Annotated in this window: 13 protein-coding genes and 3 pseudogenes; 9 read left to right on the top strand and 7 right to left on the bottom strand. The window is 52.0% G+C overall.

Annotation, left to right across the window (positions count from 1 at the left end; genetic code table 11):
* From ACYQ6M_RS29965 to ACYQ6M_RS29955, 3 genes and pseudogenes are all read left to right on the top strand, one after another.
* Window positions 1-336, top strand: a pseudogene (locus ACYQ6M_RS29965) (calcium-binding protein); the annotation flags it as partial.
* A gap of 155 nt (window positions 337-491) precedes the next feature.
* Window positions 492-2,240: a type I secretion system permease/ATPase gene (locus tag ACYQ6M_RS29960; protein WP_460077579.1), complete on the top strand. Its 1,749-nt coding sequence runs from the start codon at window positions 492-494 to the stop codon at window positions 2,238-2,240.
* Window positions 2,241-2,242: 2 nt separating this feature from the next.
* Window positions 2,243-3,577, top strand: coding sequence for an HlyD family type I secretion periplasmic adaptor subunit (locus ACYQ6M_RS29955; protein WP_460077577.1), 1,335 nt, complete (start codon window positions 2,243-2,245; stop codon window positions 3,575-3,577).
* A 70-nt stretch (window positions 3,578-3,647) separates the two neighbouring features.
* Here ACYQ6M_RS29955 and ACYQ6M_RS29950 read toward each other — a convergent pair whose 3' ends face one another.
* Window positions 3,648-4,289, bottom strand: coding sequence for a hypothetical protein (locus ACYQ6M_RS29950; protein ID WP_460077575.1), 642 nt, complete (start codon window positions 4,287-4,289; stop codon window positions 3,648-3,650).
* Window positions 4,290-4,498: 209 nt separating this feature from the next.
* Between ACYQ6M_RS29950 and ACYQ6M_RS29945 the strand changes: the two genes are divergently transcribed.
* From ACYQ6M_RS29945 to ACYQ6M_RS29925, 5 genes are all read left to right on the top strand, one after another.
* The gene (locus tag ACYQ6M_RS29945; protein WP_460077573.1) at window positions 4,499-4,951 is read left to right on the top strand and encodes a hypothetical protein; all 453 of its coding nucleotides are present in this window, start codon (window positions 4,499-4,501) and stop codon (window positions 4,949-4,951) included.
* Window positions 4,952-5,105: 154 nt separating this feature from the next.
* Window positions 5,106-5,981, top strand: coding sequence for a hypothetical protein (locus ACYQ6M_RS29940; protein WP_460077571.1), 876 nt, complete (start codon window positions 5,106-5,108; stop codon window positions 5,979-5,981).
* 83 nt (window positions 5,982-6,064) lie between these two features.
* A complete protein-coding gene (locus ACYQ6M_RS29935; RefSeq protein ID WP_460077569.1) occupies window positions 6,065-8,197 on the top strand; it encodes a peptidoglycan-binding protein in 2,133 nt (710 codons plus the stop codon).
* On the top strand, window positions 8,194-8,781 hold the full coding sequence (locus ACYQ6M_RS29930) for a hypothetical protein (protein WP_460077567.1): 588 nt from the start codon (window positions 8,194-8,196) through the stop codon (window positions 8,779-8,781). The genes ACYQ6M_RS29935 and ACYQ6M_RS29930 overlap by 4 nt, the downstream gene beginning before the upstream one ends.
* A gap of 31 nt (window positions 8,782-8,812) precedes the next feature.
* A complete protein-coding gene (locus ACYQ6M_RS29925; protein ID WP_460077565.1) occupies window positions 8,813-10,165 on the top strand; it encodes a hypothetical protein in 1,353 nt (450 codons plus the stop codon).
* On the opposite strand, the gene ACYQ6M_RS29920 is transcribed toward ACYQ6M_RS29925, so the two are convergent.
* Window positions 10,143-10,400 (bottom strand): IS3 family transposase, encoded by a 258-nt coding sequence (locus tag ACYQ6M_RS29920; RefSeq protein WP_460077563.1) that lies wholly within the window; start codon window positions 10,398-10,400, stop codon window positions 10,143-10,145. The genes ACYQ6M_RS29925 and ACYQ6M_RS29920 overlap by 23 nt on opposite strands.
* A 99-nt stretch (window positions 10,401-10,499) precedes the next feature.
* Entirely contained in the window at window positions 10,500-10,793 is a 294-nt protein-coding gene (locus ACYQ6M_RS29915) for a transposase (RefSeq protein WP_460077561.1), read from the bottom strand.
* 129 nt (window positions 10,794-10,922) lie between these two features.
* Between ACYQ6M_RS29915 and ACYQ6M_RS29910 the strand changes: the two are divergent.
* Window positions 10,923-12,274, top strand: a pseudogene (locus tag ACYQ6M_RS29910) (IS5 family transposase).
* 112 nt (window positions 12,275-12,386) lie between these two features.
* On the opposite strand, the gene ACYQ6M_RS29905 reads toward ACYQ6M_RS29910, so the two are convergent.
* From ACYQ6M_RS29905 to ACYQ6M_RS29890, 4 genes and pseudogenes are all read right to left on the bottom strand, one after another.
* Window positions 12,387-12,863: a hypothetical protein gene (locus ACYQ6M_RS29905; RefSeq protein ID WP_460077559.1), complete on the bottom strand. Its 477-nt coding sequence runs from the start codon at window positions 12,861-12,863 to the stop codon at window positions 12,387-12,389.
* Window positions 12,864-12,882: 19 nt separating this feature from the next.
* A complete protein-coding gene (locus tag ACYQ6M_RS29900) occupies window positions 12,883-14,244 on the bottom strand; it encodes a hypothetical protein (RefSeq protein WP_460077557.1) in 1,362 nt (453 codons plus the stop codon).
* Window positions 14,241-15,014: a DUF1353 domain-containing protein gene (locus tag ACYQ6M_RS29895; RefSeq protein ID WP_460077555.1), complete on the bottom strand. Its 774-nt coding sequence runs from the start codon at window positions 15,012-15,014 to the stop codon at window positions 14,241-14,243. Before ACYQ6M_RS29895 ends, ACYQ6M_RS29900 begins: the two co-directional genes overlap by 4 nt.
* Before the next feature lie 537 nt (window positions 15,015-15,551).
* Window positions 15,552-15,819: pseudogene (locus tag ACYQ6M_RS29890) on the bottom strand (hypothetical protein); the annotation flags it as partial.

The raw sequence follows: 15,819 nt of genomic DNA, 5'->3' as shown, positions 1-15,819 counted from the left end.
ACAGATATGGTCGATGTGATCGAAGCAGGCAGCGGAGACGACGTTATATCCGGAAGTGCCGGAAACGATGTCATCTTCGGTGATGCAGGAAACGACACATTCATTTTCCAGGCCGCAGCCGCAGGCCACGATACGATCTTCGACTTTGTGTCCGGAGCAGGTTCGGAAGATGTTATTCAGCTCGAGGCTAGCATCTTTGTAGACATGAATGCTCTAGTGAATGCAGCCACAGACGATGGAACACACACAACTATCAAGGTCGATGACGACACCTTCATCACTCTGCAGAACGTGCTCGTTAGCCAGTTGCACCAGGACGACTTCCAGTTCGTGTAAACGAAGCTGAACCTGTCAGACGCTTTTCAAGCCTTGAGGAGCGTCTGACTTCTTCCCCTGGAATGTCCCTCCACGACAATGCCTTCTCGCACGTTTTAGAGCCTTGTTCCCCCTGAATTCTGCCTGAATAGGCTCCCCGAAGACCTTCGACACCCATGCCAAACTCCAAGCAATCTTCTTCCGGTTCCCATGGTTCGAGGGAGAACCCGGTTACCTCGGCCTTCCGCCCGGTCTATGCAGCTTTCTGGGGCGTCGCGCTCGTCAGTTTTGTCATCAACATCCTGATGCTGACCGGACCTGTCTTCATGCTTCAGGTCTATGACCGAGTGCTTGCCAGCGGATCCATTCCGACACTTGTGGCGATTGGTGTGTTGGCCATCGTGCTCTATGCTTTTTATGGCCTTCTTGAGGGTGTGCGCAGCAGGCTTTTGGCCCGGTTGGGGCAGCGGGTCGATGCAAGACTGTCTGGGATCGTCTACCGCATCTCAAATGTCCTTCCTGTTCGCCTGGGACGCAAGGCCGCCAAACTGCGTCCGGTGCAGGATCTGGATACGGTAAGGCAATTCCTGTCCGGGCCAGGGCCCGCGGCCATTTTCGATATTCCATGGCTGCCGCTGTATCTCGGGATCGTGTTTCTGTTTCACCCGGTCCTTGGGTTTGTAGGGCTTGGCGGCGCCTTGGTGATCGTTGTCCTGATCGCCTTGAATGAATTTATGTCCAGGACGCCGGCACAAGAAGCTGCCAGCCATGCAGGGCGCCGCTCCTCTGATGTGGAAATCGGGCAGCGCAATTCTGAGGTCGTTACCGCGATGGGCATGCAGGATGCCCTGACATCCAGGTGGGAGGTGCAGAACGGCGACTATCTGGAAACCCAGCGGCGAGCTGCCGATCGTACAGGTTTGTTCGGTACAGCGATCAAAACCATCCGCTTCATTCTCCAGTCAGCCATTCTTGGTGTTGGCGCGTGGCTGGCAATCAAGCAGGAAATTACACCTGGCGTCATGATTGCCTCTTCCATCATGACCTCAAGAGCACTGTCGCCTATCGAGCAGGCTGTCTCCCAATGGCGCGGGTTTGTTGCCTGCCGCCAATCTCTAAGGCGTTTGCGTGAGGTTTTGTCGGTTGCCGAGACTGAGGCCGACAAGATGGATCTGCCGTTGCCGACAAAGAAGATTTCCGTTGAGCAGGTGTTTTGCGGCCCATTCGGTGAGACCGTGCCCTTTGTCCAAGGTGTATCGTTTGACCTTGAGGCCGGGGAGGGCCTTGGAGTGATCGGTCCTTCTGGATCCGGCAAGTCTACTTTTGCGCGGGCTCTGGTGGGGGCTCTCGCGCCACTCAAGGGTGTCATCCGTTACGACGGGGCCGAGCTTGGCCAGTGGCCGAGCGCGAAACGCGGTGAGTTCATTGGCTATCTGCCTCAGGATCTTCAGCTCTTTGATGGCACCATCGCCGACAACATTGCTCGGTTCCGAACAAATGCATCGCCTGACCTCATCATTGAGGCGGCACAGCTGGCTGATGTGCACGATCTGATCGTCGGCCTTCCGGAAGGCTACAACACTGTTATTGGCCGCAGCGGCCGCATGCTGTCTGCCGGGCAGCGGCAACGCATCGCACTGGCGAGGGCACTTTATGGCAATCCCTTCCTTGTCGTTCTGGATGAGCCGAATTCCAACCTGGATGCAGAAGGCGACGGCGCCCTGTCGGGAGCCATCAAGGCCATGCGAGACAAGGGATCCATTGTCGTCGTGATCGCCCATCGTCCAAGCGCAATTGCAACGGTCGACAAGATCCTTTGCCTGAAAGACGGCAAGATGGCCGGGTTCGGACCGAAGGACGAAGTGCTCAAGCAAGTGGTCCAGCCTGTCCCCAACACGCGCACCAGTGTTGGTGCGAGGGGATGACGATGTTTGATCAGGTCGAGGCTTCACCTCAATCCAGCTCTACGTCTACCAACGCCGATGACATGCTGCGTCACACAGTGCGCAATCACTTGCTGTTTGCGCTCCTGTTGACCATCGTCATCATCGGCGGGATTGGAGGCTGGGCAGCCTTTACAGAAATCTCCGGTGCGGTTGTTTCCTCCGGCACAATTGTCGTTGAGAGCAACATCAAACAGGTCCAGCACCGGGAAGGCGGTATTGTTCGTGATATCCGCGTGAAAAATGGTGACGTTGTTGAGGCGGGAGATCTTTTGATCAGACTGGACGACACGGTGACCCGCGCCAATCTCGCGGTCGTCACGAAACAGTTGACCGACCTGACTGCCCAGGAACTGCGCCTCGCGGCGGAACGAGATGACTTGCGAGCCATTGAATGGCCGGAACAGCGGATCGCCAGTCTTGGTGACGTTGAAAGAGGTCAGCAGCTTCTACTGGAAGCCCGGCAAAATTCCAAGGAAGGCCGAAAGAACCAGCTTGAAGAGCAGATCCGTCAGTTCAACAAGCAGACCGAAGGCCTCGAAGCGCAGGTTGCGGCCAAGACATCAGAAATTGAACTGATCGGGGAAGAACTTGGTGATCTCGGTGGCCTTCTGGACAAGCAACTGGTGTCAAAGAGCCGCGTAACGGCGCTTCGCCGCGAAAAGGCGCGTCTGGACGGGGAATATGGAGACCTGATTGCGCAGATTGCGCGCACCAGGGAAGCGATCAGCGAGCGGCATATTCAGATCCTTCAAATCGAAGAAACCTATCGGGCCGAAGTCCTGGAAAACCTGCAGGAAGTCCGCTCCCGCATCGCGCAGCTTGAAGAACAAAAGATCGCAGCGGAAGACGAGCTGACCCGTGTCGATATTCTGGCCCCACGCAACGGTTATGTGCATCAGCTCGCCGTCCACACGATCGGCGGTGTCATCGCTCCTGGTGAAACCATCATGCAGATTGTGCCGCGTGAAGACCAACTGATCGTGGAAACTCAGGTTCGTCCGGTCGATATCGATCAGATGTCCCCGGGACAACACGCGAGGGTTCGCTTTCCCAGCTTCGATCAGCGAACCACACCGGAATTGAATGCGGAGCTGCTGACCATCTCCGCAGATTTGAACCAGGACGAGCGAACGGGCATGAGTTTCTACGTTGCCCGGCTTGTGATCGATGAGAGCGAACTCACCAAACTTGGTGACCAGGCCCTTGTACCGGGCATGCCGGTCGAGACGTTCCTGCAGACCGGGGACAGGACGGTGCTCAGCTACCTGGTGAAGCCGATACGGGATCAGATAGCTCATGCATTGCGGGAGAGGTAAGTTATTTCGTTGAAATCGATCTTAACGATGCCGATCAGTGGAGCGTCGGGAAACCGAATTAGAAAGTTCCTTAGACCTGAATATCGATGGTCTGTGCCGATTGCGCTCTTTCCAATGCCAGTTGAGCAGAGGCAACATTCTGCTGAAGCTGCTCTTGCGACAAACCTCCGGTCAGGCTTTCCAGCCTGGTCAGGGTTTCTTTAAATCCAGATAACCGTTCTTGCTTTTGAGCTTCGCTGGTTGGGACGGCGGCTTCGTTAACAGTGATGGTACCATCCGGACGGAGGTCATATCGTAGATCGTCCACGATGTACCCTTTGAGGCCATCCTCTGTGACGATATTGGCCTGGAGCGTCGAAATAAGTCTCCTGGCATCCACTGCTTCATTCCCCTCAAGAACTCGTGCCGGGACCGGATCAGTCTTCTCCAGGAAGGCGACTTCCTCTCTTAACCCATCTCTGAGTTCGGCCGAAATTTGACGTGATTGAGCTGCGCTCAGCTTTAGCTGAGCGTAGAACTTAGCTTCAGACAAAGCCCTGCGCTGAGTATCAGGTTGTTGAAGTTCTTTAATGTTACCGGACTGATCAATTGCGCGCTCTACCTGACCTTCCGGAGCTTGCTGATCTGTCGTCAACTCCGTCACTTTGGCCGAAGCGGCCGCATGTTGCTGAGCAAGATTTACCGGCGTTTGTATCGTGATGGAGGAGACCATGTTCGCGTCCATACGATTGGTAAGGGTTGCACAATCATTCATAGACAACTTTTAATGCAACATTAAGAAGAGCCGTTAGATATTAAAATAGAATCAAGAGTGAGGTAAATTGATTAAAACCAGATCGTTCATTTACTTTGCTATATTGATCGCACCTTTGATTGTTTCTCTACTAACGACACCTCATGATCTGGCGACATTGACCGTACATGCTCAAAATCATGAAACAGGCTGTTGTGTTCGGGTGCAATCCAGCAAGTTTGTCAGCCACTAGACTTTTCAGCTTGGATATCAACGTGCGGTTCGCCAACGATCAAAGTTTCGGATGCTTTGCCTCCAACACATTCAAGAGTAGCTTTAATCGGCAGAGGACACTGTTTGTGGCCAAACCCCGGCGAGCGCCCTTGTCGGTGCGGTTGGCTGATGACCAATGGGAGCGGCTTGAGTGCAATACCAACGGGATGGCCTATGCCTCCTACGTGAAGGACGGCTGTTCCACCAGCACCGGCGTGCATCCAAACGCAGCGCCGTTCAGAACTGTGCTTTCCTGGCCCAGTTCTCCGTTGCATCTTCTGTTAAAAGGCAAAGAAAATAGTATCCAATTGGTTATTTCCCAAGACAATGCCTTTGGAAGGCTTCCTAAAACCAGGCTTAGTAAATAATATAAATTATTGAAAAAAAAGACAAATTTAAAAATTGAATTCTTATTTTTAGTATATTCAAGAAAATTGATTGCAGATAAGAAATATTCGGCTTTTAATTGATTTATGGATAGCTGGGGCAACGCTTATTCCATGCAATGCGTTGATGTGACACTTGTTCCGTTTTTTTTCTTTAGAAAGAATAGCGATATTCTTCATTTTGTGTGGTTTATCTGGCTGCGGTTCGACGCAAGGTGCTGTTGAATTCCAGATATACACTGCGGCTTTTGAGCTGCAGTTGGAAGCCGGAAATCATGTCCTGGATTCGGTTGCGCGCGCAGAGCGCATCATTGCGATGAGACGTATCAATAGGCGTGGAAGCATTCCGGATTTCCGGCCTGAGGAAGCCGCTTATTGGGTAGATACAGCGCCACCGCCAGTCACGGAATCTATCCGCTCGTCGCTCAAAATCCTCAAGTCCTACAACGACGCCCTTGGCGGCCTGGCAAATGGCGAGAGCGCAAAGGCGCTAGCGGCCCGACAAGGCAAACTTTTGACTGACATCGCCAGTACAGGCGTCTTTATCGCGAGCATTCCAAGCGGGACAACAGCAATTCCAAGTTCCGCTGCATTGATTTCCGGTATTGATGCCAATGTTAAAGCCCTGACGAAAATATTTGAGGTCATCGCCACAGGCTATGGCCGGGAAAACTTCCGAAAACAATTGATAGATGCAGCTCCAAAAATGAGGAGCTTCATAGAAGAGCTCAGAGCATCTACGCCAATAATGTTTGAACTTATGGAGCAGGCGCGTTACGACGAAGGGGATACATCCCTTTCTGCTACCAACCGCGCGGAGCTTGAGCGCGAGCGCAAGTTATTGGCCGGCTGGGTGCTTCTCATGGACAAGACGCTTTTCGCAATGGATCTAGCCATTGAAGCCGCCTCAGCGGAGCAGTCATCTGTTTTTTCATCAACTGCGATGTCGGACGCGGCGATCGAGTTAAAGGTCGTCGCAGAGCAGGTCAAGAACCTCAGGTCGGCCCTCTAGTCAGGGCAAGACAGCTCTTGGATAAACGACGGCATAAGGGCGGAGAACGCAACTAATCCCAAGTATTCGAAAGGGACATTGCAATGACCAGAAGGCAGCAGATTGCACAGCTCAAGGCGGATCGGGAAAGTCTCGAGCCGCTACTCGAAAAGGCGAGGGAAGAAGACGATCAGGAGGAGATACAGCGCCTAAGATCCCTTGCTATCAAAATAAACCGCGCGCTGGATGATTTGCTTTTTGATGAATTCGCCAACGCCGCCGTAAAGCTTAAAGAAATTGCGACAGACCTTGCTGCGGCAAAACGTAGGGCAGAATCGGACAGCAATTTCTTTCCGGACGTGAATTTCCCGAATTTTGAGGAAGAAGAAGATCTTGAAGACGAGACCGCCGGAGAGCCTGTGGGCGCGGAACATGACACCTCTTCGGAAAACCCCGCGATCGAGGATGACGATCTTAAACTGCCACCGCCGGACAGTGGCTCTGGTGGCGAGCTACTCCTGAGCGAAGCCCATCTTCTGGCGCTTTGGAAACGTTCGCAATTTCCTGTTTTCGCAGGTGGCCTTATCACATTCGGTGTGCGGGGGGCGCTGCCGGTTGTTAGCTCGGGAACGGAGTTTGGCTCCTCCCATGAGATCTTCATCAGTCCGATCAATTACAGCACGATGAACTGCACAATTGGTCAATGGCTTCCCGGTAGCGGATTTGCTGTTTTTCCCGGTTCGACAGTGCCCTACGGGCCGTCGGTCCAAAAACGGATTCCGGCCAATGGTGTAGGGATCAATCAGCTCGGAAGGGGACGTTACAAACGTTACATTTCCGGGTGGCACAAACGGAGCGAGGGGCGCAACGGCCATTGGGCGTTGCTGCAGGACAGTGCCATTACGCTACAACGGACAGGCGATGATGCGGATTTCGATCTGGTCGACCGTTGGGAGTCCGGCAAAATTGCCGGAGACAATATTCATTGCGCCTTTCACATGGGACCAAACGCAAACATACCTTCCAGCAAGTATTCCAGCTTCGGATGTCAGGTCATTGCAGGAACGGTCAAGAAAGGTGTCGAGGGGAGCGAAGCAGGCCCCTGGAAGAAGTTTGTAGTGCCTTTCCAAAAAGACGGCGGTCAGCAGCAAACAGAATATGTTCTCTTCAGCGCTTCCGAAGTCCAGCAAATGATAAAAACCAGATGTTCCGGCAAGACAATACTGTTGCGGTTCGGGTCTCAGGGTGAATACGTCAGACTGCTCCAGAAGCGTCTGTCGGAAAAGCTGGGCCGCCCGATCAAGGTGGATGGCGACTTTGGTCCGGGAACGTTTGAAGCGGTTCTAGAATTTCAGGAAGCAGAATTCGGCCCGGAATATGACGACGGCATAGTTGGTGGGGAAACCGCGCAAAAGCTTGGAATAATGCTGCCTTTTTTTGACTTTGACGATGCGATTTCGGGTGGCAACGGTCTTGTTGTTCCAAGCAGCGGCACAGAGGGACGGGAAAGCGGCCCTTCTCAGTCGAACGGCGGCGGTCAGCCGGCGAGCACTGGCGTCCGATTGACCGAGCCGGTGTTCAAGAAAATCGCCACGCAACCTTCGTCACACGCGCGCAGCAGAAACACCTATGACGGTTACATGACCGCACTTTGTTCGGACGAAGCAACCGAAATGCTGTCCGAATACAAGATCAACAAGACTTCGAACCGTCTTGCGCACTTCCTGGCACAAGTCGCACATGAAACCGAGAGCTTCACCTTCAAGCGGGAGTCTCTCAATTACACAACGGTCGGTGCTATCCGCGATGCCTGGAAATCCAGAGCCAGCAAACACAGCGACGAATGGATCCGTAAAAATCTGCTCCGAAACCCAGTTGCGCTTGGCACCTGGGCCTATGGCGGGCGGATGGGCAACGGCGAAGCCAACGATGACGGCTACAGATACCGCGGTGGAGGCATCATGCAGACAACAGGCCGGGATGCTTACCGGCGGATGGGAGAAATCGCCGGAGTAGACCTGGAAAACAATCCGGAGCTTATCGAACAGCCTCTGATTTCCCTCAAAGCAGCCTGTGCGGAATGGAAATCTCTCAAGGCCAACGAGTTTGCCGATTCGAATGATATCAAAAAAATTTCGCGCGGGATCAACCGCGGCGACCCCAATTCCAGCAAGAAGGCAAACGGGGAAGCCGACAGAATTAACCGCTTCCGTCTGATTTCGGAGATATTGAAATGAGAATTCGGGTTCTATGGTGGCCACTCCTTGGGCTTGCCGCAATCTTTTCCTTTTTGCTGATCCTGCCCAATGCCGCTCAAGCGGCTCAACGCGCCAGTTTCCAATGTCAGCCCAAAAACAAGGTTGTCGGCAGATCTGGAAAACTGGTGGTGGGTGATTTTGCAATTTCCAGAACGCTGTCCAGCAACGATCGACGGTGCCCAGGATGGCTTTTGCGATTGGACCAACCCATCAAAACCCGGCCGGGTCAAGTTCTCTACTTCTGGTTCCGCATGAATGGCGGGCCAGACTATCTTGATACCGTGAACAACACCGAGACCTTCAGGGCCTATTTTTCGACGATCAGGAGCGATGGCCAGATCAGACCGGAAAAAGTCATAAATCTCGGATCGATCACCAAATGGAAAGCAGAGAAAGAAGCGGAGGCTTTCGGCGGGCATTTTGATTGGCGCCTGAGAGGTAAACGGTGGGGGCTGACTGTTCCTGGCAAGTACCGTCTTCGCGTCAAACAGGGAAATCACATCATTTGCTTCAATCGAAGCCTGTCTAGACGATGCAGCATAGATTTCGAAATTACCCGATAACAGTTACATCAAAAGGGAATTGGCCGGGACAATGCCTAAAGATTGGGACGACACGGAAATTGCTGAAGCAATCAACAAGTCAAATGCCTCGGACACCAGCAGGACAACCCACTCCAAACGCCGGATCATAGCTGCGGCAGAAGATGTAGATCTTATACTTCTTAAGCTGTCGCAAAACGGAACAGACCTGGATGAAGCTTTCAAGGACGGACTCATTGTCTGCACCAACAAGGTCAAGTCAGGAACCTTCAGTGAAGAAACCGAAAAAACCTTTTGGATCAATTACGCCAAGTTAACCCGGCTGGCACAACCGATTCATATCGACACCTTGCGCCACAATGAAAATCAATTGATCGGCCAGAAGAAGAACAAGGACCCTATTTCAGAACATCTCTCTACACTCAAGCTTTATCGCTGGATTGCGATAGGCAGTTTCTTCGTAATGATTTTGGCTTTGGCGTATGTCTCGGTGGCAAAGAGTACTCTTAATAGCAGCCAGGCTTTAAAATCGGAGCAACTCCGATTGACGGCTGGTCTCGTCCAAAAAACAACAATCGAAGAGTTGATGAAGGAGATTAAAGAGGCTGACGCATTTGATTTGGTGCTGCCTCCAGATACCGAAGAAAATACTGAAGACGCCACTGCGGACACTCAAAATGCTTGGGAACCCGGCGAGGAGGAGGAGGAAGACCAGGGCGTCGACGCGCAAGAATCGCGCGACACCGGTGAGGAACCTGGTGCCAAAGCTCAGGTCGCAGCCAATCTCGCAGGTAACGTCCAAAATCTGGATGAAGACAGAGAGGAAATTTTCAGCCAAGACCCAGACGAAGTCGGCGAAGGCGAGGGTGAAACAAAACTGAACGAAGCCGACGAGAATACCAAAGTCAAAAATCAAGATTTTGAAAAGGTAAGAAAAGATATCTACGCTACAGCGCTGAACGATCGAAAATTTGAAATTAACAATATGTTATCTAATAATGCTCGAATACTATATCGTCTGCAGCTTGGTTTTCTGCCAGGGGTTTGGGATGAAGATATTAGTGATGAAGGGTTGGTAGTAAATCAAGATCTTATACTGCACGTTATGAAAGGATATTTCTTACCTCTCCTTGCTTCCGTACTCGGAGTTTGTGTGTTCATCATGCGCACCGGAACGGAGCAAATCGAGAACATGTCGTTTCAGACCCACAACACCGGTGTCTATTCTCACAGGCTGATCCTGGGTGTTGTTGGCGGGCTTGTAATTAGCTGGTTTTCAGCTAACGACTCGACCGGAACTCTAAATTCGCTGACCCCTATCGCACTGGCCTTTCTGGTAGGATATTCCGTCGAAATACTCTTTAACATTCTGGACAGTATCCTCAAGGCGCTTGGAGCCAAGTAACCATTGCCACGGAAGTGGAAAAAAGATGGGGGTTACGCTGCAAGGCTAAGTTTTGCCTGCTTGTATTGGGCTTCTGGTAGATCGGCATCAGACCCATGAGCCGCATCAATCGCCGGATCCGCTTCTCGTTCACCGGATGACCTTCATTCTTCAGGTGCCAGGTCATCTGCCGGACACCGAAGAACGGCGTCTCCAGGATCTGTTCATCGATCTGGCGCATCAGGGCGAGGTTCATCTCACTCTCACCCTTCGGCGTGTAATAGAAAGACGAGCGCGAGATTGACAGCAGCGAACACTGCTTGCCGACCGATAATCGGCTCGATCATGCCGCGCCTCACTTCACGCCCCAAGGCTTGAGCTTTCTGGAAAAAAAATCGTTGGCGACCGCCAGCTCCCCGGTCTTGGCGTGGAGCTCTTTCACCTGGTCTTCGTCAATCTCTGGCTTTCCTTTGCCGCCACGTTCAAAAACGTCGGAAGCTCCTTCAAGCAGGGCACGCTTCCATTGATGGATCATGGTCGGATGAACCCCGAACCGGCTCGCCAGCTCCGAGACCGTCTCCTCGCCTTTCAGGGCTTCCAGGGTGACCTTCGCCTTGAATTCCGGCGCGTTCTGCTTGCGTTTCGACATCTCTGATCTCCTTAGTTCGCCCTGAAAACCCTCTGGAAGCGTTGCATTGTGTGGGTTTCCATTTGGTTTGAAGTATTTGAAAATGCCAGAAATTGATCGTGCCCCCACTGATTTCTGGTGTTTTTTGAAATGCGCCCATCCCACCCGTCATCGGGCAAGAATGATCTCTTTCGCGAGCGTCTCGACGCGATCATCAATCCGCGTCATCCGTTGGCGCGATTGTCTGGGTTGATGGCCTGGTCACGCTTCGACGAGGCCTTCGGCCGCTTCTACCGCCCGGTTGGCCGACCGGCCAAGCCGACGCGGCTAATGGTGGGGCTGCACTACCTCAAGCACGTTCACGATCTTTCGGACGAGGAAGTGGTGGACCGCTGGGTAGAGAACCCGTATTGGCAATTCTTCTGCGGCTTTGAGTTCTTCCAGCACGAGGCGCCGATTGACGCCAGCACGATGACGCGCTGGCGCAAGCGGATCGGGCCTGAGGGTCTGGCAGAATTGTTGAAGGCGAGCGTTGAGGTGGCCCTCGACACCGGGACCGCCAAGCCCAGTTCGCTGGAGCGGATCACCGTCGACACCACGGTGCAGCCGAAGGCGATCGCCACCCGACCGACAGCCGGCTTTACCTAAAGGCGATCCAGGCTCTGGTTCGCCAGGCGAAACGGCATGGCGTCGTGCTCAGGCAAAGTCACATCCGGCTGGCCAAGGCCGCGGCGGTCAGGGCGGGCCGCTATGCCCATGCCCGGCAGTTCCGCCGGATGCGGCGTGAACTGAAGCGCCTGCGCACCTATCTGGGCCGTGTGTTCCGCGACATCAGCCGCAAGATCGCCGGCAATGATGTCCTTGAGGCCAGGTTTGCGCGTCTGCTCGGGCTTGTCGAGCGCTTGCTGGTGCAGAAGCCGAAGGACAAGAACAAGCTCTATTCGCTGCATGCGCCTGAGGTGGTCTGCATCTCGAAAGGCAAAGCCCGCAACCCGTATGAGTTCGGTTGCAAGGTCGGCATCGCAACCACGAACCGGGAAGGGTTGGTGCTGGCCGCCAAATCCTTCGAGGGCAATCCCTATGATGGCCACACGCTCGCGGGAACAGTCGATCAGGCGGTGGAAATGGGCGGCGTTGATCCAGACCGGATCTACGTCGACAAGGGCTATCGCGGCCACGATTATGTGGGCTCGGGCTCGGTGATGATCGCCGGCAGCAAGCGTGGCCTTACCGCCACTATGAAACGGGAACTGAAACGACGATCAGCCATCGAGGCCACCATCGGTCACATGAAGACCGATGGGAGGCTGGACCGGAACTTCCTTCTCGGACATGCTGGCGACGTCATCAATGCCTTGCTCGTGGCCGCTGGCCACAATCTGCGCCTCATCCTGGCGGTACTGGCGCTTTGGCTTACCTGGAAGCTGCAAGCGCTTCTTCCAACTATGGCAAAAGCGGATACTGCACAACCTCTTCACGGGCGTGTAACTTCAAACGCTTAGACATTGTTCAGGGCGAACTCCTTATTCTCGAAGACCAGCAGACAACAAATCGTAGCTTACATCAGTGTCCGAATTTCGGGAGGTAGCTCAAGTTTCTAGCATTGTTGGCGAACTACTCCGCTCTTTCGAGCAGAATCCATCGATTGTCGCCCTGCGACGCAGTCAACCTTAAAGACTTGGTTTGCAGCTCATAGGCCCATCTAGCCGGTTCTGTATCGATATCAATGCCCCGAAATGTTTTTGGTTGGATTATAACAAACTGGTCTTCGAGTGTGTATTCGAACGCCACATCAACGACACCCTTATTAGGAAAACCCAGCCCATTGAGCATATCTTCGATTAGTTGTTTTTCTTCCGCATTTTCTGCTTGAATTTCAGACCGATATACCGCGTCAAAAAACATGCCCGTATTGTCTGAACGGAAAACAATGCCGCCTTGCTTTCGACCTTCTTCGTCAGATGCGTCTATCGTTAGCCACACTCCGAAGATACCAGTGCTTTCTTCAGCGGCGCATCCGACAACATTAACGGCAGTTAGAAAAAGCACCGAGACTGTCATGCTAATTGCGAACGCAATGCGGTTTCTCATGACGCCTTGCTCCCTATACTTATCTGAGATAGCGATTACAAATCGTTTCAGTGTATTCTCTAAACTCTGGGGGAACCTCTGAGCTTCCAGCGAGCAAAGACACCACTTCGACACAATGAATCTTGGCCTTCTCCTCATCGCCCATTAGGTGGCTAATCACTGCCATTGGCCCTAATATTTGAATCGCGCGGACTTTTCGGCGCTGGCCTAATCGAGTTGCGATTACCAACGCATCTGCCAAGCGATCACGAGCGCTTCCATAGTCACCTATGTTGTAGAAGATCTGTGACTGCGCGATAAGCAGCACTGATCGTTCGGGATCCAATGGTAATAGTGCAGGATCATTCAGGCGTTCACTAATCCGCTTCGCCTGTTTCTCCTGCTCCGAAACTTTGTTCAGTTGTTGAAACAACGCTTTCGCAAAAACTTTTTCGCGAGATATTTCTCCTCTGGCAAGGAGAAGTTGGTCAAGTTGATTGGCAATGTTTAAGGAGAACTCTGAATTTGGATAAATAGCTTCGGCGGTCAGTTGAAGCATACGAAAAATGCGCAGTTCCCAATCTTCATAATTGGCATCGGGATCAGAAATGATATCTTCGCCCGAGAGAATTCGATTTCCAGCGTGCAAAAAACCCACCATCGTAAAATGATGAAACATCAAGAACGCTGTAGATTTGACTGATTGGGCAGCTTCCTTTGATAACATTGCCTGAGCGAGAAGATCGGCGGCAAATTCGTCAGCAACCGACTCTTGTCGTTTTCGACTATCCGTATTCCGCTCTTTTATACTAAGGACACCATGTCTATGATGAAGGTGCCCCAATTCGTGCAGAAGCATTGCCGCAAGTAATATCCTTGGTTCCGTATCCATGCGGCGCATGTACGACAAGCCAAGTTTTGTAAATTCTTTGCCGGGAACTCCGTTTTTGAGAAAATAGCCTTCTGGAAACTGCTCGGAACGCTCGACGGTCATTTCCAGCTTATCAATAAATCCTTCGTCTACTTTGGTTAGCTCAAAGATTGTGTTGGCAAAATCTGGATGAAAAAAAATTGCGTCAACGCCAGAAATAACGAAAAGTCCGACGCTTTCGTGCGAACAAAGTGTGAAAGTCAGAATTTCTCTATCACTCACCTTGTCATTCAGTTCGTTTGAACGTTTCGCTACCCGAAGCTTGTAAGAACTGGATGGCACCAACAAATCGTTGGCGGCATTCACTGCTTCAATTAAGAGCGGCGATGGGTTGGCATCAATGCAGTATCGGTCAACGGGAGCAGCTTGTGCGATTGATGTGCTTAGCGAAACCAGAGCCACAACCGAATAAGTGACGCATCTGGAAACTGCATGAATGAGGAGTATCCTTGATCCTTCGTGACGGGTCACCTAACGACATCCTTCACCTCAACTTCTCCTTTCTCTGCGAATTCCAGTATTTGGTTATCCGACAAATCCCTGAGCAAGGCTCCTATTCGTTCGATGTCAGCCAGAGCCGCCTCGTCGGACAATTCAGACCAGTCGATATCTTCAGAATAATAAATGGTACCTGTGTCGCTCTGCGGTGCCACGCCGAAGCTCGTAGTGGCCAGCACAGTTTTATTTTCAGTGAGCAATGTGCCAATCAGCCGCAGTAGGCCTTCTCGATACGTCGGACGGTGAATCGGCCCACCCGGCGTTGTCCACTGAGGCCCAAAATTTGCAACCGCAGCATACATTAGCCGAGATTTATAGTCTGACACGCCTTCAGACTGTAATGTTTCGTAGAATAATTTGTGCACCCGGTCTGATGTGAATAGCGCGTTTTCACATTGGAAGTCATGGAGTATGGCGGGTCGTTGTGATTTGCCTGACCATGGAGTATATCCCAAAATTGTCCATGCCGCTCGGGGTATGGACGCGCCATTTACAACCGTACCTTTTTCGACTTTGTGAATATCGCCAGCACACTCAGTATATGAGATGTCGCTTAGCAACTCCATTTCGTAATCTCCGACATCAGTTTGATCGTCGGGATTATTGTATTCTGGAAGATTCCAAACTGCTTTCAGTGTTACTGTGCCAAGAAATGAACACTTCTTTACGTCTGCTATGGCCGCTGTATGGTTTGCAAAGATAGAAAGTGCGCTGATGGCAATGGTTTTTTGAATAAAGTTCATCGCAACCTCGCAGTTTTCAATTTTAGGACATAAACATAGCTCGATTTATTTAGAATTCTGCATGAATTAAAGAATCTTTTGGTATGGTTTGAAGCTATTTTGTACAGAAACTCACGGAAAAGTTAAATTACTGATTGTATAGTTTATTGGCTAGATTGGATACTGTGCTACAAATAGATTGAATTGGCAAGCGCAATGCAACTTTTATCGATGAGTTGACTCGCTTCTTGCTTATTCGCTTCAAACACAAGCGCAACAAAGTTTGCAAATTTAAGGTCTGTGCTACCGTCCTATTTCGTTGACGCGTCGTGCCTTTACCGCTCTTTGTCCGAACCATCTTCCGGTGGCCATCGACTAGGAAGCTGGTATCCGGATGAACCGTTGGTGCTGGTTGTGAGATTGAACCGCGCCAGATCCGGCAGGGTCTTTTCGGCAAGCCAGGCGTTCCACTCATCGACCTGTCTGGTCTGAGCTCTTGGCAGGACGACGACGGGAATGGAACGGCGGGGAGCCGCCTTCGCGTGCGCCTCACGCGAGTTAGGTTTTTTCTTTTTTTTCTTTCTCTAAGTTTGGTGGACCGATTTGACCGCCTTCGCTGGACACATCTGACCGCCTTTCGGGACAGAACTGTCCGCCTTCAGACGGGGCAAGGGGGACAGATTTGTCCGTCTTTTCTCTGAGCTCGGAGGCCTTTAAGATCGAGGCGTCGGTAGGGCAATACTCCGTATGGATCTGTCGCAAACTTTTCTTGAACCGATGTGGAGGTATTGATGCGCCGTTGATTTTCCGGTGTTCTGGAGACATG

This window comes from Roseibium sp. ROS1 (assembly GCF_054658215.1).
This window is presented reverse-complemented; position numbering and strand designations above follow the sequence as displayed.